Origin of the sequence: Alteromonas sp. RW2A1, from assembly GCF_001886475.1 — a bacterium.
GTDB classification, from domain to species: domain Bacteria; phylum Pseudomonadota; class Gammaproteobacteria; order Enterobacterales; family Alteromonadaceae; genus Alteromonas; species Alteromonas hispanica.
Map to the genome: position 1 here is coordinate 272,982 of NZ_CP018031.1, position 17,268 is coordinate 290,249.

A 17,268-nucleotide genomic window follows, 5' to 3' on the forward strand; every position below is an offset into this window, starting at 1 on the left:
GTCTTATGTGAAAGTTCAGCCTTTTCAAGGCTACAAGCTCGCTGATGAAGCGGCTCTAGCTGTTTTGAACGATGTCCTTGATGTACTGAAAAAGCTCTCTAAATGCTTTAGGTGGCCCGTTCTTCTCTCGCTCTTTTTTAACCTGGCGACTGAGTTGACGCAATTTTTGTCTATCAAAATCAGGGTATTCTTCGATTAAGCGCTGAATTGCAGGGTCACCCTCTTCAATCACCGCTTCTCTCGCCAGTTCTAATTTATGAAAAGCTGCATTACTCGCCTGATGCTGGTGAGCTATTTTCGCTAGCGCTTCTTCAATATCGGCAGTATCTCGTTGGCGAAGTAGCTTTCCAATAAACTGCAATTGCCGGCGATAACCGTCTTTTTTCTTGTTAACAATGCGGGCTACTGCCACTGCATCTGCCAACTCTTCGTCCATGGGGATTGTTGCCACATGGGCATCGGTCAACCCTACAATGGTTTCGCCTAGTTTCTGGTGTTCTTTGGCCTGACGCTTAAGTTCGGTTTTACTTATAAAATCTTCGTCTTCAGACATTCCTGCCTTAGCACCGTCAAAGTTAGGATCTTGTGGAGAATTATGTTTCTGATCACTCATTTCAAACTCATTAGTGTTACACTTTAGCCAAATTGTAACTATCACAGTCGAATATAGACAGCGAAACTTACTATGCAAATTGAGCAACAGCTATCAGAAATTCAGAATGTCGTTGATGATGTACTGAAAATGGCCTTATCAAAAGGCGCAACACAAGCCGAAGCAAGCATGTCTAAGGTACAGGGTATTGCTGTATCTTCGCGTATGCAAGAAGTTGAAAACGTTGAGTTTACCAACGATGGCGGTTTAGGTATTAGCGTTTACGTAGGCAAACGGAAAGGAAGTGCTTCTACGGCAGATTTGAGCAAAGCAGCGCTATCTTTGGCGGTGGAAAAAGCAGTAGATATTGCACGTTACACCAGTGAGGATCCGTGCACAGGCCTTGCCGATGCAGAGCTTATCGCCACAGAGTTTCCCGATTTAGAGCTCTATCACCCGCAAGAGCTAGATACCGAGAAAGCGATAAAAACCACCATAGAAACTGAAGCGGCGGCGATGAATTACGACTCTCGCATAACTAATTCAGATGGCGCGTCTTATAACGCTAATTTGGGGATGCGCGTTTACGGCAATACGCACGGGATCAATGCGGGCTATCCAAGCAGCCGGTACAGCCTAAGTTGCATGGTGATAGGTTCTCAAGAAAACGACATGCAGCGAGATTATGCTTACACTGTAAACAGACAAGCCGATTTACTGAAATCTGCGACCTTTGTGGGTGAGGAAGCTGCGAAGGCTACCGTTGAACGCCTTGGCGCTCGAAAAATTAATACTGCCAATGTGCCTGTATTGTTTCACAAAGATCTCGCTTCCAGTTTGTTTGGTCATTATGTTGGCGCAATCAGCGGCGGCAGTTTGTATAGACGCTCGTCTTTTTTACTCGACAGCTTAGGTAAGCAAGTCTTTCCAGAGTGGCTAAATATTGAAGAGCGCCCCCTTATCAAGTCTGGATTAGCGAGTTCGAGCTTTGACAATGAAGGTGTTTCTTGTTCAGACATGACCATTGTGGATAGCGGTCAATTAGCTACCTATCTATATACTACGTACTCTGCACGTAAACTTAACACCGTGTCTAATGGACATGCTGGTGGCATTCACAACTGGTTAGTGGGCGATACAGGTCATAGTGACGCCGATCTATTAAAAGAGATGGGCACTGGATTATTCGTTACTGAACTTATGGGTCAGGGCGTTAATATTGTTACTGGCGATTACTCTCGCGGCGCGGCAGGCTTTTGGGTAGAAAACGGTATTATCCAATATCCAGTGCATGAGATAACGATTGCTGGCGACTTACGCGACATGTTCCGTAATATCGTTGCTATTGGCAAAGACAAAGATGTGAGAGGCAGTGTTCAAACTGGCTCTGTTCTTGTCAACGAAATGAAAATAGCCGGAAACTAATGCAACGCTTCTTGCATAAGCAGCGAATAAGCAGAGAATTTGCAGGTAAGTAGCAAGAAATCAGAGTCTGTTAATACAGCATATGATTCGTTGCTATGTCTTTTCTTTGACCTCCGCCTCGCGAAATTCACGGGGCGGTTTACCCACCGATTTTTTAAACCTCTTTGAAAATGTGAATACGTTAGCATACCCCACGTAGTGGGCGATGTATGAAATTGGCCACTGCGTATTGAGCAGCAAATTGCGCGCGCGCTGCATGCGCAGGTGAATAACCTGCTGCATAGGGCTTCTTTGATAATACTTTAAGCATAAACGGTGTAAGTGAGGAGCAGAGTAATGGGCTTTCTTGCTTAACTGAGAAACGTCCCACTGATACTGCAATTGATTATCTACCGCGGCAAAAAGCGATGTCAGTCTAGTGGCGTGACGATCTGTGCTGTGGGTGACATCACGGTTTATTAGTTGGTGTAAATGTCTGCCTATTATGTGTATTGCTGCCTCTCGGTTTTCTGCATCCGCCTCTAAATAAAGCAACTCCATGGCATGATGAACGCCAGATAAGTTCACATTCTCCATTATCTCAGGCCTGTGCTTGGGAAGCGCATCCCACTGAGGGGTATCTGACAGATTAAGCCAAATTATGTCCCACGCTTCGCTGGCAATGGTCACTTCGAAGCTCTGGTAAGCCGGTAGCGCAATAAGTTGACCGCTAGAAATGGTAAAAGATCCAAACGGCGTACGAAAGTGGCCTTGTCCCGACAGTGAATAAAATAGAGTGTGGTTAGGCGGCGATACTCTGCCAACTGTATAGTTACCTGATAAGTTTGAACAACCTGCAAGCTCAATATCTAACTCGGCGATTTCTGGCGCATTACTGCCATCTATAAAACGTTCGTAGCACTGTTGGCCTATATCAATAATATCTGAGAAAGCAGGCTGCATAATTTTTAAATGAGAGTTTTGGATAAAAGAAGGAGAGGTTTAAGCATAAAGTATTTATTCAATATTAGCTATGCTTTGACCATATTGAGATTAGATACAATCCCTGAAACAACTCGGTTAAAGCCAACGTAAGCTTAAAAATAGGAGCCATTGATGGCCAACGTCGAACAGATTATTTCGCAAAAAGACTGGCAGAACCCACTTGTGTACCAGCGTAATCGAGTAAACGCACACGCACCACATAACGGTTTTATTACGCAAGAAGATGCACTAAACAACCGAAACGCCAGTAAAATGAGCTTAAATGGGCAATGGATGTTTCGTCTATATCCTTCGCCCGATGCGGTAGCTAATGAGTTCATTGCAGACGTGTTGCCCGAAACGGATGTAAAACACTGGCAAGCAATAGAGGTGCCCTCTAATTGGCAAATGAAAGGGTTCGATAAACCCATTTACTGCAATGTGAAATATCCTTTTGCGGTAAGTCCTCCCAATGTACCAGAGGACAATCCAACAGGGTGCTATCGAACCACGTTTACTATGAAGGAATCTGCGCTGTCAAAGCGTAACCATATAGTATTTGAAGGGGTAAATAGCGCATTTCATCTTTGGTGTAACGGTGTTTACGTTGGATACTCTCAAGACAGTCGTCTACCCGCCGAGTTTGATATCTCTTCATTTTTAACCGTTGGTGAAAACCGTCTATCGGTTATGGTGTTCAGGTGGTCAGATGGCAGTTATTTAGAAGACCAAGACATGTGGTGGTTAAGCGGCATTTTCCGAGACGTAAGTGTTATCACCAAACCTACGTATCATATCCAAGATGTATTCGTTACGCCTTCCTTAGACGCCTGCTACCGAGATGCCACGCTTTCTGTTCGCACGGCAGTAAATGCACCTAATAAGTATAAAGTAGGTGTGCAATTATTTGACAAAGAAACCGCTGTTACAGAACGTGTGGTTGACGGTACAAACAATAAACGTATTGATGAGAAAGGAGGCTGGGACGACGTTGTCTTTCAAACTCTTGATATTAAAGAGCCAAAACATTGGACTGCGGAAACCCCCAACCTATATCGCTTAGTAGTAACGCTCATTGACGAAGGCGGACAAATCGTTGATGTGGAGGCTTACGATGTTGGCTTTCGCAACATTGAAATGAAATCAGGGCAGTTATGCATAAACGGTAAACCTCTATTAGTTCGCGGCGTGAACAGGCATGAGCATCACGAGAGTAAAGGCCATGCAATTAATGAGGCCGATATGCTTGAGGATATTAAGCTCTTAAAGCAAAACAACTTTAATGCGGTTCGAACGGCTCATTATCCCAACCATCCACGATGGTATGAACTGTGTGATGAATACGGATTGTACGTAGTTGACGAAGCAAATATTGAAACCCATGGCATGTTTCCTATGGGGCGACTATCTCGCGACCCTCTGTGGGCAGGATCTTACATGGCGAGGTTCACTCAAATGGTTGAACGAGATAAAAACCACCCGTCTATTATAATTTGGTCGTTGGGCAATGAATGTGGGCACGGCCCAACCCACGATGCCATGTATGGTTGGGCTAAGTCTTTTGACCCCTCGCGGCCGGTGCAGTATGAAGGCGGTGGCGCAAATACTTCGGCCACAGATATTTTGGCCCCCATGTACGCACGAGTTGACACAGATGTTGAAGACGATGCGGTACCAAAGTGGGCAATTAAAAAGTGGCTTTCTATGCCCAATGAGACCCGACCCGTTATTTTGTGTGAGTACGCTCATGCAATGGGAAATAGCCTTGGGAGTTTTGATGAGTACTGGAAAGCGTTTAAAGCCTACCCGCGCTTGCAAGGTGGCTTCATTTGGGATTGGGTAGACCAAGGTTTAAAGAAGTACACGGAGAATGGCACGCCCTATTGGGGATACGGTGGTGACTTTGGTGACACTTATAATGACAGACAGTTTTGTATTAACGGTCTCTTATTCCCCGACCGAACGCCTCATCCAGCATTATTCGAGGCCAAATACTGCCAACAGCATTTAAGTTTTGCTTTAGCTGACGAAGGTGGTGTATTTACCCTTACGATTTTTAGCGATTATTTGTTCCGCAGTACCGACAATGAAATACTGCAATGGAAAGTACTCGAAGATGGTGAATGTATTTTTCAGGGCGAAACCCTCCTAGCTGTTAAACCGCAAGATAGCCAAAACATAGCGTTATCACCAGAGATAACGTATAAACCTGGAGCGGTATATCACTTAAATCTCGATGTTGTGGTAGCTAACGATAGCGCTTGGGCCCCAGCTGGACACATTCTTGATACAGAGCAGTTAACGCTTAAAAACAGAGTAGGCATAGCCTCGTATAATCTCACTGGCGAGATGATTGGCCAGCCGGCTGGAAACGTTATTAATAGTAGTGAGCTTGAAAAGAGCAGCGCTGTTTCAAAGAATATTGAAGTAAACAGAAGTGAAGCGTTATTAACTGCCAAGCTTGGATCTAACGTCCTTTCATTCTGCCTCGAAAGCGGTTTACTCCTATCCTGGTTAGTAAGCGATAAAGAGCTTTTATCCGCACCATTAGAAGACAACTTTTTCCGGGCGCCGCTCGATAATGATATTGGTATAAGTGAAGTTGATAATCCAGATCCAAATGCATGGGAGTCTAGATGGCGTCGAGCTGGCTTAGGTGTATGGCAACGCCAGTGCAAAGATATTGCCATTCAGCAGAGCGACAGCGATCTTCGGGTGATAGCTTTATTTGAATATACGTATGACGGCGCAGTTCAGGCAGTAACAAAGTGGACTTACACCCTTGCACTTGATTCAACATTGACCACAAATGTTGAAGTGCTTGTATCGGATATGGTGCCACCATTGCCGAGAGTTGGCGTGCAGTTCGCTGTACCTTTGGGTGTTAAAGGCAACACCGTTAGTGACGGAAGCGATACTGCCCCGCGCGGTGATACGATAACCTATACAGGTCTTGGGCCATTTGAAAACTACCCAGACAGACAAGCCGCCGCAAGATTTGGGCGTTATGAAATGGCTGTTTCAGATATGCATACCGACTATATTTTCCCAACTGACAATGGGCTACGAAGTTATTGCTCTATGCTAAAGGTGGGTAGTGTAAAAGTGTGTGGAGATTTTCACTTCGCGGTGAGTGCCTATGGGCAGTCGCAGCTAGATGTGGCTAAGCATACTTGTGACCTTGTTAAACAAGATTGTACCTTTGTTTACATCGATCACGCACATATGGGTGTGGGGGGCGACGACTCATGGAGTCCGAGTACGCACAAAGCGTTTCTTCTTGAGAAAAAGCGCTACGCCTATTCCTTTACTCTCACTGGCGGCTGATAAGCTTGCCATACATCAAACAGCAAAAAGCCGCTCAATAGCGGCTTTTTCAATACGACAATAAACCTACTGGCTTACTCGCAATTATTTAGGCAAGTGCAGTTTTTAGCTGTCTACCTGACCACAAAAGCGATAGCCTTCACCGTGGATAGTCACAATCAACTCTTCTTCTGAAGGGTGAGATTCGAAGTGCTTACGAATACGACGAATAGTTACGTCTACAGTACGGTCGTTAGGACGCAGTTCACGACCTGTCATTTCCATAATAAGCTGTTCGCGAGTGAGAATTTTACCAGGGTTGCTCAAAAATAAATGCAACGCTCTGAATTCACTGCGCGGCAAGCGGAACTCTTTGCCAGTAGGTGAAATAAGAGAGCGGCTATCGCCATCTAGTGTCCAACCGTTAAAATTAACACGGCTTGGTAAGTCATCATCTTCAGAAGAATTTGTTGTTCTAGATAACAAGTTACGCGCACGAATGGTGAGCTCTCTTGGGTTAAATGGCTTAGTTAGGTAATCGTCTGCGCCAATTTCCAAACCTAAAATGCGGTCTACGTCGTTATCGCGACCTGTTAGGAAGATTAACCCAACGTTTTTACGGTCACGTACTTCACGAGCGAGAATTAGCCCATTTTTACCTGGAAGATTGATATCCATAATAACCAAATTTATTGCGTGATTCTCGAAGAAATCGTGCATTTGGTTGCCGTTTTCAGCTTCAAATACGTTGTACCCTTCCGCTTCAAATAAACTTTTAAGCGTGGTGCGGGTTACCACTTCATCTTCAACAATTAACACATTTGGCGTTTGCATGGTGTTCTACACTCTTTCAAAAATAAGATTTAAGCAACTAACTGGTTAAATTTTAATATTCATAAACTTATTTGCAAGTAACTTATGAATAACAACTCGGTTAGGATTTTGGGGTTAGCCAACAAATTTCAACAAAAGTTCATACTTTATACAATGACTACGACGTTTTCGCATTAGAAACGGGGAATATTATGACAAATTCCACACCGTTATCTTCCTCACTCGTCAATGTAATAGAGCCAAGTAAGGCTTGTGTCACCAAGTTATATACCAAATGCATACCAAGTCCCGAGCCACCTTGACCGCGCTTTGTTGTTACAAACGGATCAAAAATACGTTTACGGATCTCAGAAGGTATACCTTTTCCGTTATCGGAATAAACTAATTTTAATTTGTTATCACTAACTAATTCAGCACGAATATTAATTGTGCCTTTATCCATGAATTCAAAACCATGGATAACGGAATTCATTATTAGATTAATCAATATTTGATTAATTGGGCCAGCCTTCGTTTCAACGTTTAGGGTAGGGTCGCAGTCTACGTTGATGTTGTGTTTTAATTTTTTTAATCGAGGCTGTAATGACAATAGTATCTCATTAACTAGCTGTTCAACGCAAAAACTTCGACTATTTTCTGTAGATTGATCAACAGCTACCTGCTTAAAGCTAGATATAAGCTCTGCCGCACGATTCAAATTGCGATAAATAATATTAAGGTTTTCGTTACTTTCTTCGATAAAGCGCTTCATTGCGCTCGCTTTGAGGGTTTTGCTTTCAAAATCTTTTTGAATTACAGCTAGTCGGTCTAGCATCATTGTTGAGGCCGTCACCCCTAAGCCAATCGGCGTATTAACTTCGTGCGCTACACCTGCAACCATATCGCCTAGTGATGCCATTTTTTCGTTCTGTACAATTTGCCGCTGAAATTGGTGCAGCTTTTCAAGTGTTTGTATTAATTCACGGTTAGCATCTTTTAGCGCCGTTGTTCGTTCATTCACCATTTCTTCTAAGCTGGAATTGAGCTTACGGTGACGTTCTTCTGCTTGCTGCTGCTTTTCCATGTATTCTTGCATTCGAAACAGCATAACGTTGATTGCATTTGCAAGTGTATCGAGCTCTTGAATTCTCGAGCCCACGACCCTTGCAGAATAGTTTCGCTGACGGGATGTTTGCTGCAAAAAATCGGCCATGGTTTGCACCGGCGTGGAGATCCCCAGCTGCTTTTTGTACGCGATATAAAAACTAATAGCGAGCAACAGCAAAATAGTGACAAGGTGTGTGACTATGGCACTCTGCACCTTCGAATAAAATTCGTCTATGGAAAGTTTTAAATAAACCCACCCTAAGTGAATGCCTGTTTCATCATCAAATGCCTTGGCAGTTATTTCCAGGTAATCGCCGGTATCTGTAATAACAGGCGAGCCGAGTAGTTCATTTATCTGAGCCTCTTTTCCTCCGGTCATTAAATGACCCTCTTTGTTGTAAGAGGCAAATATCCGGGGCGTTTCCACATTTGATTGGCGGCGATTATTTTTATGATAAATATGTGCATTTAGCACATAAGGAACTGCTGCTAGGTGATAAAGCGACTTTTCTGCTGCTTCATCTTGGCTGCTGATAATATATTGGGATGAAGTGCGAGCGACTAAATCTGACAGAATATACGCTTTAGAATTCAATTCGTGACGGTAATTGTCTATTTGTATGTACAGTGACAGACAGGTTACAACAGCGAGTCCCATAGAGACCACAGACATCACGGTCCATAAAAATATATTGCGAATAGTAAGCCCGCTTGCTTTGTCTGTCATGTCCGTTTTAACTACTGTCCACGTTGCTTAGTCACGTTAATATCGCGACGTTAATATCGCCACGTTATTTCTGTCACAATAATATTGGCGCATAATTCCTTAAAAAGAAAGGTAAGCAAAGATAATAAAATATACGCAAAGTTACTGAGCTAACTCATCATGTTTTGATAAAGCGTGCGATAATTTTCTGCAGCTGCTTCCCAAGTGAACCGAGTGTTCATTCCCCTAATTTGCATAGCCCTAAATGCTCCACGGTCTTCGTAGTAGGCCAATAGTGCTCTGCGTATACAGCTTAGTAGCGCAGAAGGGGATGGTTCGTCAAAAACAAAACCCGTTCGGTGTTCGCTCGATGTTGAATCTAATACGGTGTCTTTAAGACCGCCAACAGAACGCACGATTGGTATGGTTCCGTATGCCAAACTATACATTTGGTTCAATCCACAGGGCTCAAATTGTGATGGCATTAAAAAGAAGTCAGCGCCGGCCTCGACAAGGTGCGCATGCTCAGAGCTAAATCCATTGATAAAAGCAAATTGCGAAGGATGCTGTTGAGCAAATTCGCCCAAGTCCATACACACTTTAGGATCACCAGTCCCCACAATAACCATTTGCACGTTGTGGGCAATGAGGTCGTCTAGAATGGGAAGAATATAGCCAAAGCCTTTTTGATCAGTGAGTCTACATACCATGCCTATAAGTGGCACATCAGTATTCTCGGGTAAGCCTGACTTGTGTTGTAATGCGATTTTGCAGCTTTGTTTGGCATGCAAGTTATCAACGGAATAGTTTTCGGGAAGAAAGCTATCTGTTTGTGGGTTCCATTGCGTATAGTCGCACCCGTTTAAAATACCGCTTAAGTCGTCTTTGCGTCTAACAAGTCGTTCATGAAGCCCATGACTCCCTAAGTCTGTTAGCAATTCTCGAGCGTAATTAGGGCTTACCGTAGTGATTTTGTTAGCAAATTCGATCCCGCTTTGCAGCATGTTTATATAGCCACCATGTACTTGACTACCAATGTCGGCATGGTGACGCAAAAATGGAATGGCATCGAGCTTATGTACGCCTTGAAATGCGGCGTTATGAATAGTGAACACCGTTTTTGTACCAAAGAAGTAGCCTGTCTTATCATTAGTTAGCAAGAACGGCAGCATGGCAGTATGCCAGTCGTGGCAATGAATAATGTGCGGTTTAATTGCCAACGCTTTAAGTGCATGTAAAACAGCGCCACTAAAAAAGCTAAAGCGCTCTCCGTTGTCTTCAAAGGCATCAAAGGCATCAGAGTACAAACCATCTCGCATAAAGAAGTCTGGTGCATCTATAAAGTAAATAGGTATGCCATGCCACTGAAGGTGTTTAATTTGAAAGTGGTAAACTCTGCCTTCTGTAAATAAGGTGTGGTTTTCCCCGTACTCGGGTAAATCTAATTGCTCTTTAAGCGTTTTGTAGTAGGGCATGACAATAGTGATATTTTCACCTAATGACTTTAACGCTAAGGGTAGAGCCTTACCTACATCTGCAAGACCGCCCGTTTTCACCAATTCTTCTATTTCTGAGATAGCAAATACAATGTCCACAGGTAATCCTTTTCATGATCTCTGCATAGTCTCTGCATAGGCTCAAGTTGATTGAAACACAGATGCAGAGAATGGTTTGATACGCTTTTAAAATTTATTTTTTCAGTACATTTTTATAAATGTACCAGAGGTACGGGCATTTTCTGAAAAATTATATAGAAAAGGCCAAAAGTGCTTAGCATTAAACTTATCATGCAATATCCTGTGCGTGTCGATCTTTGCTATAAAAATGTACAGTAAAGATTAACGCGCACTAGATAAAGGCTTACAAAGATGCCTCGTATACAGAAAATTGTGATGTTTGCGCTTTTGTATATACGGTTGTAAATTCTTCTGCCAACAATCCAGGATAAGGTAAGAAACGATTCGCTACCATCTGCAGCGTTCCCTTCGAGGTTAGTTGTTTTTTAGCATCTGAAATAAAGCGTTTGGTTATGGTGTAATCGGTTTTTATACCCGTATGAAAGGGCGGGTTAGTAATAATATGCTGAACTTTTTGCGATACGCCGTGCAGGCCATCAGCCGCAAAAAGTGTCGCACTTAATTTGTTTTCCGCTAAGGTGAGTGCACTACAATAAAGTGCTAATGCACTTACGTCTGAGAGATATAGCGTTAAGTGCGGGTATTTAAGCATAAGATAACTGGCTATTACGCCCGCGCCGCAGGCAAAATCTAGCACGTTCCCACGCAAAGACGTTGCATGCTTTTGAAGCAATAACTCTGAGCCCGCGTCAAGCTCTTTGTGGCTGAATACACCCGGCATTGAAGCAACATTCCACTTTACATCGTCTACCGCATACTCGCTCACGTCTACCCATGAACTTGGGTTAAAAGGAGTGTGTTGTTGCTCCAGTACAACGGTAACTAAGCTGCAATGGCGCGCCGAGTCAATCTTCTGTGGAGTACCATACTGCTGCATAAGTTTTGCGGCGCTTTTGATGCCACCTTTGTTCTCTCCAACTACATGAATGCGCCCTTGCTGACCTACCATGCTAGCTGCCATGTTAAGCAACATTTGAAAATGTGTTTTTGCTTTGGGTAAAAACAGCATAATGTCGGTGAATTCACCCGCAAGGGTGACAAATGGCGCAAATATATGGGTATGGTTGCCCGCCTTCTGCGTTACCTCAAAGCCTGACTCGCCAACATCACGGCTATCTAGCGTGACCGACGGTATCACGCGTACACTTTCTGAAAAAACATCAAAATACTGATGAATAACCGTCACTTCCTGCGCGCTCAGGGCGTCAAGAAAATAAGCATCTGAGGGGTTTACGAACGCCCATTTGCCCTGCTCAAAAAGCGATAAGTTGCGTTCTAGCAGTTGGCTCTGAGGAGATAGAATCATTACGCTGTTCGCTCGTATATTAGATCCCAAACACCGTGTCCCAACTTTTGGCCACGGGTTTCAAACTTGGTAATAGGACGATAGTCTGGGCGAGGAACGTAATCACCCTCTGCTGCGGTGTTAGTGTACGCAGAGTTGCTATTTACAACTTCAGCCATATGTTGGGCATAAGGTTCCCAATCTGTCGCCATATGCAAATGACCACCTATTGCTAGTTTGGTCCGAATTAATTCAACAAACTCAGCTTGCACAATACGACGCTTATGGTGGCGTTTTTTATGCCAAGGGTCGGGGAAGAACAATTGCAAGCGTGACAAGCTTTCATCAGGAAGCATGTTTTTGAGTACTTCAACGGCATCGTGTTCCATAACACGCAAATTACTGAGGCCTAATTCGCCAGCGTCACCTAAACAGGCTCCGACACCGGGCTTATGTACCTCTATACCGATAAAGTTTTTTTCTGGGGCGGCAGCGGCCATTTCCACAAGGGACTTGCCCATACCAAAACCTATTTCGAGTACCACAGGCGCATCGCGGTCGAATGCCTCGACAAGAGAAATTGTTTCGTTGCGGTATTCAATACCCATTGTTGGCCAGTGTTCTTCCAACGCTTTTTCCTGACCTTTGGTAAGTCTACCTTCGCGTTTAACGTAGCTTTTAACTTTACTTATATAAACACCGGCAGCTTCTGCTTCTGCCTGACTTTTGAATTGCCTCATTTGCAATGCCTTTCATACCCAAATTTTATGCTCGCGCATTATCCACTTACCCACCTTTTATGCAACGTTAGAATACAAGTTTTGTATTATTTTTGTACGCCAATGTTCGTTGAGATAACAGAAGCAAGCAGACTGGTTTGCTCAAGGGGGAGCATGTGCCCTGTGTTTTCTAGTTCACAAAGCGTGGCATTCGATAATTTAGTTGCTGCAAGCCTAAGTGACTCTATATTAGCAATCTTATCGTCAACACCGCCAACGAGAGCTATGGGGGCAGAAATCCTTTCTAGCAGTTTATAAGTATTATCTCTGGGCGTGGTCGCAAGTGTATGTGCTAGCAGAGTGCTTTTGCCTAAGTCCTGCGCCATCGATTTAACTACGCCTGCTACTTCGTTATCTTGCAAGCGAGACGGATGAATAAACCGAGCCAAATAAGCCTCATTGTCGGGTTTAAAATGGCCGTTTTTAAGTGTTTTTACGAGCGTCTTGCGCTGACTTATTTCGCTGTCGCTCAAGCCTGCCGGGTCGAAGCTAATCAGAGTCATTGACGCGATATTAGACATGTTTCTTGCAGCTACAAGCGTGGCAATATAGCCACCCATGGAATAGCCAACAAGATGCACTTTTTCACCGCTGAGTATTCTGTCTTCACTTAAGGCAAGCATCTCTTCTTTTGACGATGCCCATTGCAGTGGAACATAGCGACGCTGGGCTATTGAAAGCTGCTTCCACAGCGGTAAAAAAATACGTTCATCACACAAAGTGCCAGGAAAGAATAAAACGGGGGCTGTAGAAGACACACCAATACCTTAGACAGTAACTGTCTTAAAAAATAACCAAGAGGTTCCATGCTACCATAGCGTATACCTAATAGAATGTTTAATTGGCGCTCTAAATAAGAGCATTGAGGCTGGGCAAAATGAAGTAAAACCGCCTTTTAAGCCAGCAAAAAGCTGACGATAAAAACACACAATCAAAATTGATATAAGCTCAAAACATATGACAAAAACAAAGCACAACAGCAGTTTCGCAAAGCGCGTATTATCGTGGTTTGATGAATACGGAAGAAAGCATTTACCGTGGCAGAAAGATGTTACTCCTTACAAGGTATGGATTTCTGAAATTATGCTTCAACAGACGCAAGTGGCTACTGTGATTCCGTACTTTAATCGATTTATGGCGTCGTATCCCAGCGTCTTTGACCTTGCTAATGCTTCCCAAGATGATGTGTTACACCAATGGACAGGTCTTGGTTACTATGCGCGAGCGAGGAATTTGCACAAGGCAGCAAAAACGTTAGTGGAAGTTCACAATGGTGAGTTTCCTCAAAGTCTAGAAGAAGTTATGGCTCTGCCAGGTATTGGCCGCTCTACTGCTGGCGCTATTTTGTCTTTATCACGAGATGAGCGTTATCCCATTCTTGATGGAAACGTGAAGCGTGTTCTAGCGAGATATTATGCTATTGACGGGTGGCCCGGGCAAAAAGTAGTAGAGAATGCCCTTTGGGACGTGGCCGAGAAAAATACACCACAAAGCCGCTGCGCTAACTACACACAGGTGATGATGGATTTGGGCGCAATGGTATGCACTCGCAGCAAGCCGAAGTGTGATGAGTGTCCATTGCAACGAGATTGCGTAGCTTTTGCTCAAGGAAAGCAAACCGATTACCCGAGTAAAAAGCCTAAAAAAATAACGCCAGTAAGGCAAACCTATATGCTCATTCCTATGTTTGGGCAGCAAGTGTTTTTAGAACAACGTCCACAAAGTGGAATCTGGGGCGGTTTGTATGGTTTTTTAGAGGCGCAATCTGTTGAGGAGGGAATATCGTTACTTGCTCATAGAGGAATTGACGTGGATGAAGTACAGCAGCTTCAAGAGTTCAGGCACACGTTTAGTCACTTTCATTTAGATATAACCCCGCTCATCGCCGTGGTAAACTCTACACCACAAAAGCGGGTAGCAGAAAATGAATCGAGATGGTTTTTGATTGATGAGCCTATTGAGGTTGGTTTAGCAGCCCCAACAACAAAGATAATCAAAACACTGGCAAAGTAAGCCGCGTACATTTTCACGTAAGGTGTTGTGTAAGATAAGACAATAGAGGTGCATGATGGGTAGAACAGTATTTTGTCAGAATTTGCAAAAAGAAGCTGATGGATTAGATTTTCAACTTTATCCTGGTGAATTAGGTAAACGTATATTTGATAACATTTCAATAGAGGCATGGGGCAACTGGCAGAAAAAGCAGACCATGCTAATTAACGAAAATAAGTTGAATATGATGGAGCCCGAGGCGAGGGCGTTTTTAGAAGAAAGAATGTCGGCTTACTTGTTTGATGGTGTAGAACCAACAATTGAAGGTTATGTGCCGCCTAAAAAGTAAACAAAACCTGAGTTTTTGTGTAAACAATGCGCAAACGGTCACAAAAGTGAAAAAAAAGCAGGTAAAACGGTTGACTTGTTAACGCTAAATCCGTTTAATACGCACCCATAGCAGCACAGGCAGCAAACGCCTGTAACGCAAACGAGTTTCGCCTCGATAGCTCAGTTGGTAGAGCAGCGGATTGAAAATCCGCGTGTCCCTGGTTCGATCCCGGGTCGAGGCACCAGTATTCAGAGAGCCCTTGCAGAAATGCAGGGGCTTTTTTGATCTGGGCTGATGGAAAGCGGCGGGACACGCTAACGTGCCACTGCGGCTGCACCGCGCATTGCAATCCCGGGTCGAGGCACCATTATTCAGAGAGCCCTTGCAGAAATGCAGGGGCTTTTTTGATCTTGGTGGTTGTAAAAACGCAGGCACACGCTGGCGTATCCCTGCTGATGCTCCGCGCGTTGCGACCCCGTGTCGAGGCACCATCATCAAGGCCCTTGCAGAAATGCAGGGGCTTTTTTGATCTTGGTGGTTGTAAAAACGCAGGCACACGCTGGCGTATCCCTGCGGTTGCACCGCGTGTTGCGATCCCGGGTCGAGGCACGCAGCGCTGGAAGCAACGCTATTGGTGTTTTGCTTACTGGGATGGGAAGTGACGGAGCTGCTGGGCTCCTTGAAATGCGCAATGCAGGTAGTGAAACGTTCTGCCAGGATGAGGCAAGCTGCATTGTGTTTGGTATGCCTAAAGTAGCGATAGAAAAGGGCGCAACAAAAAAAGTTGTTGCTTTGTCTGAGATGGGCAAAGAAATACTAGAAACGGTCGATAAAATGGCAGCAAGCAGCCGACTTTAGTGACTAGCATTTCTGCAAATACCTAAGAGCGTGTTTAAGCAAGGCAAAAGTGAAGTTAAAGCCAATTCGGTGTTAAAGGTTGAGGCTTACTTTTTTAGGTGTTTAAATACCGGCGATAATTTATTACGTTGCCATAAACTGCTGTTTCGTGGCTGCCTCTAGGGATGGGGTAATTATCAAAACTTGCAAAAAGCGTAAATCTATACGATAGAAGTATGGCGTGTTGATAAGAGTTGTTTAGTCTTACCCATACTATGGGGTCAGTATAAGGGCGTGTTAAAAATAAGCAGTTTTATTACTGCGTATAATTTTCAACACCTAAAAATAATAAATGACCTGCTATAGTTTTTTCCAGATTTAGCGCAAAGCACGGGCCAGAAAGGCTTGAAAACATACTAGAAAAATACGAGCAATCGGGGACTCTTATGAAGCAGCATACACTTATCGCACTTTCAGCCATTGTTTTTTCATCTTCAGCATTAGCCAACGGTGGTTTTCAGCCAACAAAAAAAGAATGTGTTAATGTTGGCAAAGAAATAGTTAGAGTGAGCGGAGAGATGGAAACCACAACGTCGAGTATCCAAAAATCTTGGCTTAAGCGCCAGTTAAGCGCTTTAAATACAAAGCGCTCTTCGTGCAGCGTAAAAGGGTTTGAAGAGAAACGTCCAGAATTGGCAAAGCTTTAAAATTTTGTTCAGACAATGAATAAAAGAAACCTTGCTTATGGCAAGGTTTTTTTGTTTACAGCGGAGGAAAAACAGTTTCAATTAAATCGCCTAAAGCTTTAACTGAGTAATCTGCAGGCAAGCCTAGCGGATACATCATTTTACCCGGCCTTTCAACAAACATAGTTTGCATGCCTGCGGCTTTTGCGCCGCTCACATCCCACCCGTGAGCAGCAACCATCATTGCTTCTCTTGGTGTAACGTTGGCTTGTCGGCACGCCCAGTGATAAACACTTGGAAAGGGTTTATAAGTGCGAATATTCTCCACGCTTAGCGTTAAATCAAAATATTTTTTTATGTCTGCGAAAGAAAGCTGGGCGTCGAGTCCACTAGATGAAGAGTTTGAAAGTGCTACCAGGGTGATATTTTGATGTTTGAGGGCTTTAAGAGTATCCGTAACGTCATCATGAGCAGGCAAAGAGGTAATGTGTTTTTTTATTGTCTCCTTTGCTTTGTCTTGCGTTAAGCTAATGCCCTTACTGTACGCAACCATAACAAGAGCGGCAGCACCAATATCGATAAAGTCGTGAAATTGTGACGAAGCGATATCTACTAGACTATGGTGAAGTAAATTTGCGAACCACAAATCAACTAACGTTTCATTGCCGTCTAACACAGAAGCGAGTCCTGCCCTCATTGCTCCAATATCAAGTAAAGTTTCGTTCACATCAAATATCAACGCTTTTATCATTATTGTAGTAACCTTTCATTTGTGCTGCTATGACAGGCTTTTGTCTCGCTGCAGATGT

The 17,268-nt window shown here is 43.8% G+C and carries 15 protein-coding genes and 1 tRNA gene; 7 read left to right on the top strand and 9 right to left on the bottom strand.

Annotated features, from left to right (window positions below):
* Positions 1-55: 55 nt before the first annotated feature.
* Complete coding sequence (gene yjgA, locus BM528_RS01220; RefSeq protein WP_083595159.1) at positions 56-613, bottom strand: ribosome biogenesis factor YjgA; 558 nt, start codon at positions 611-613, stop codon at positions 56-58.
* A 72-nt stretch (positions 614-685) separates the two neighbouring features.
* Between yjgA and pmbA the strand changes: the two genes are divergently transcribed.
* Positions 686-2,017 carry a metalloprotease PmbA gene (gene pmbA / locus BM528_RS01225; protein ID WP_071978333.1) on the top strand — a complete coding sequence of 444 codons (1,332 nt, stop codon included), beginning with the start codon at positions 686-688 and terminating at the stop codon, positions 2,015-2,017.
* Positions 2,018-2,110: 93 nt separating this feature from the next.
* Here the strand turns inward: pmbA and BM528_RS01230 are convergent, their stop codons facing one another.
* Positions 2,111-2,959 carry a helix-turn-helix transcriptional regulator gene (locus BM528_RS01230; RefSeq protein WP_071978334.1) on the bottom strand — a complete coding sequence of 283 codons (849 nt, stop codon included), beginning with the start codon at positions 2,957-2,959 and terminating at the stop codon, positions 2,111-2,113.
* Positions 2,960-3,112: 153 nt separating this feature from the next.
* Here BM528_RS01230 and BM528_RS01235 point away from each other — a divergent pair, with 153 nt between their 5' ends.
* Positions 3,113-6,307, top strand: a complete 3,195-nt coding sequence (locus BM528_RS01235; RefSeq protein ID WP_071978335.1) for a beta-galactosidase — start codon at positions 3,113-3,115, stop codon at positions 6,305-6,307.
* A 105-nt stretch (positions 6,308-6,412) separates the two neighbouring features.
* Here BM528_RS01235 and arcA read toward each other — a convergent pair whose 3' ends face one another.
* From arcA to BM528_RS01265, 6 genes are all read right to left on the bottom strand, one after another.
* Positions 6,413-7,120 carry a two-component system response regulator ArcA gene (arcA, locus tag BM528_RS01240; protein WP_071978336.1) on the bottom strand — a complete coding sequence of 236 codons (708 nt, stop codon included), beginning with the start codon at positions 7,118-7,120 and terminating at the stop codon, positions 6,413-6,415.
* 157 nt (positions 7,121-7,277) lie between these two features.
* On the bottom strand, positions 7,278-8,933 hold the full coding sequence (locus BM528_RS01245; RefSeq protein WP_071978337.1) for a sensor histidine kinase: 1,656 nt from the start codon (positions 8,931-8,933) through the stop codon (positions 7,278-7,280).
* Positions 8,934-9,082: 149 nt separating this feature from the next.
* Positions 9,083-10,507: a glycogen synthase GlgA gene (glgA, locus tag BM528_RS01250; RefSeq protein ID WP_071978338.1), complete on the bottom strand. Its 1,425-nt coding sequence runs from the start codon at positions 10,505-10,507 to the stop codon at positions 9,083-9,085.
* A 265-nt stretch (positions 10,508-10,772) separates the two neighbouring features.
* Complete coding sequence (locus BM528_RS01255) at positions 10,773-11,855, bottom strand: methyltransferase (RefSeq protein ID WP_071978339.1); 1,083 nt, start codon at positions 11,853-11,855, stop codon at positions 10,773-10,775.
* Positions 11,855-12,574, bottom strand: coding sequence for a tRNA (guanosine(46)-N7)-methyltransferase TrmB (trmB, locus tag BM528_RS01260; RefSeq protein ID WP_071978340.1), 720 nt, complete (start codon positions 12,572-12,574; stop codon positions 11,855-11,857). Before trmB ends, BM528_RS01255 begins: the two co-directional genes overlap by 1 nt.
* An 86-nt stretch (positions 12,575-12,660) precedes the next feature.
* The gene (locus BM528_RS01265; protein WP_071978341.1) at positions 12,661-13,371 is read right to left on the bottom strand and encodes an alpha/beta fold hydrolase; all 711 of its coding nucleotides are present in this window, start codon (positions 13,369-13,371) and stop codon (positions 12,661-12,663) included.
* Positions 13,372-13,570: 199 nt separating this feature from the next.
* Between BM528_RS01265 and mutY the strand changes: the two genes are divergently transcribed.
* The 5 genes from mutY to BM528_RS01295 all read left to right on the top strand — a co-directional run bounded on the left by mutY (position 13,571) and on the right by BM528_RS01295 (position 16,480).
* Positions 13,571-14,626 (top strand): A/G-specific adenine glycosylase, encoded by a 1,056-nt coding sequence (gene mutY / locus BM528_RS01270; protein WP_071978342.1) that lies wholly within the window; start codon positions 13,571-13,573, stop codon positions 14,624-14,626.
* A 55-nt stretch (positions 14,627-14,681) separates the two neighbouring features.
* Positions 14,682-14,954 (top strand): oxidative damage protection protein, encoded by a 273-nt coding sequence (locus BM528_RS01275; protein ID WP_071978343.1) that lies wholly within the window; start codon positions 14,682-14,684, stop codon positions 14,952-14,954.
* Between the two features lie 150 nt (positions 14,955-15,104).
* A tRNA-Phe gene (locus BM528_RS01280) sits at positions 15,105-15,180 on the top strand.
* Positions 15,181-15,470: 290 nt separating this feature from the next.
* Positions 15,471-15,794, top strand: a complete 324-nt coding sequence (locus BM528_RS01290; protein WP_269529777.1) for a chemotaxis protein CheB — start codon at positions 15,471-15,473, stop codon at positions 15,792-15,794.
* 425 nt (positions 15,795-16,219) lie between these two features.
* On the top strand, positions 16,220-16,480 hold the full coding sequence (locus tag BM528_RS01295; protein ID WP_071978345.1) for a hypothetical protein: 261 nt from the start codon (positions 16,220-16,222) through the stop codon (positions 16,478-16,480).
* Between the two features lie 55 nt (positions 16,481-16,535).
* Here the strand turns inward: BM528_RS01295 and BM528_RS01300 are convergent, their stop codons facing one another.
* Positions 16,536-17,210 (bottom strand): haloacid dehalogenase type II, encoded by a 675-nt coding sequence (locus tag BM528_RS01300; protein ID WP_071978346.1) that lies wholly within the window; start codon positions 17,208-17,210, stop codon positions 16,536-16,538.
* Between the last annotated feature and the right edge of the window lie 58 nt (positions 17,211-17,268).

Coding starts and splice junctions, on each gene's coding strand:
- yjgA (WP_083595159.1), bottom strand. CDS start 613: ATGAGTGATCAGAAACATAATTCTCCACAAGATCCTAACTTTGACGGT.
- pmbA (WP_071978333.1), top strand. CDS start 686: ATGCAAATTGAGCAACAGCTATCAGAAATTCAGAATGTCGTTGATGAT.
- BM528_RS01230 (WP_071978334.1), bottom strand. CDS start 2,959: ATGCAGCCTGCTTTCTCAGATATTATTGATATAGGCCAACAGTGCTAC.
- BM528_RS01235 (WP_071978335.1), top strand. CDS start 3,113: ATGGCCAACGTCGAACAGATTATTTCGCAAAAAGACTGGCAGAACCCA.
- arcA (WP_071978336.1), bottom strand. CDS start 7,120: ATGCAAACGCCAAATGTGTTAATTGTTGAAGATGAAGTGGTAACCCGC.
- BM528_RS01245 (WP_071978337.1), bottom strand. CDS start 8,933: ATGACAGACAAAGCAAGCGGGCTTACTATTCGCAATATATTTTTATGG.
- BM528_RS01255 (WP_071978339.1), bottom strand. CDS start 11,855: ATGATTCTATCTCCTCAGAGCCAACTGCTAGAACGCAACTTATCGCTT.
- trmB (WP_071978340.1), bottom strand. CDS start 12,574: ATGAGGCAATTCAAAAGTCAGGCAGAAGCAGAAGCTGCCGGTGTTTAT.
- mutY (WP_071978342.1), top strand. CDS start 13,571: ATGACAAAAACAAAGCACAACAGCAGTTTCGCAAAGCGCGTATTATCG.
- BM528_RS01275 (WP_071978343.1), top strand. CDS start 14,682: ATGGGTAGAACAGTATTTTGTCAGAATTTGCAAAAAGAAGCTGATGGA.
- BM528_RS01295 (WP_071978345.1), top strand. CDS start 16,220: ATGAAGCAGCATACACTTATCGCACTTTCAGCCATTGTTTTTTCATCT.
- BM528_RS01300 (WP_071978346.1), bottom strand. CDS start 17,210: ATGATAAAAGCGTTGATATTTGATGTGAACGAAACTTTACTTGATATT.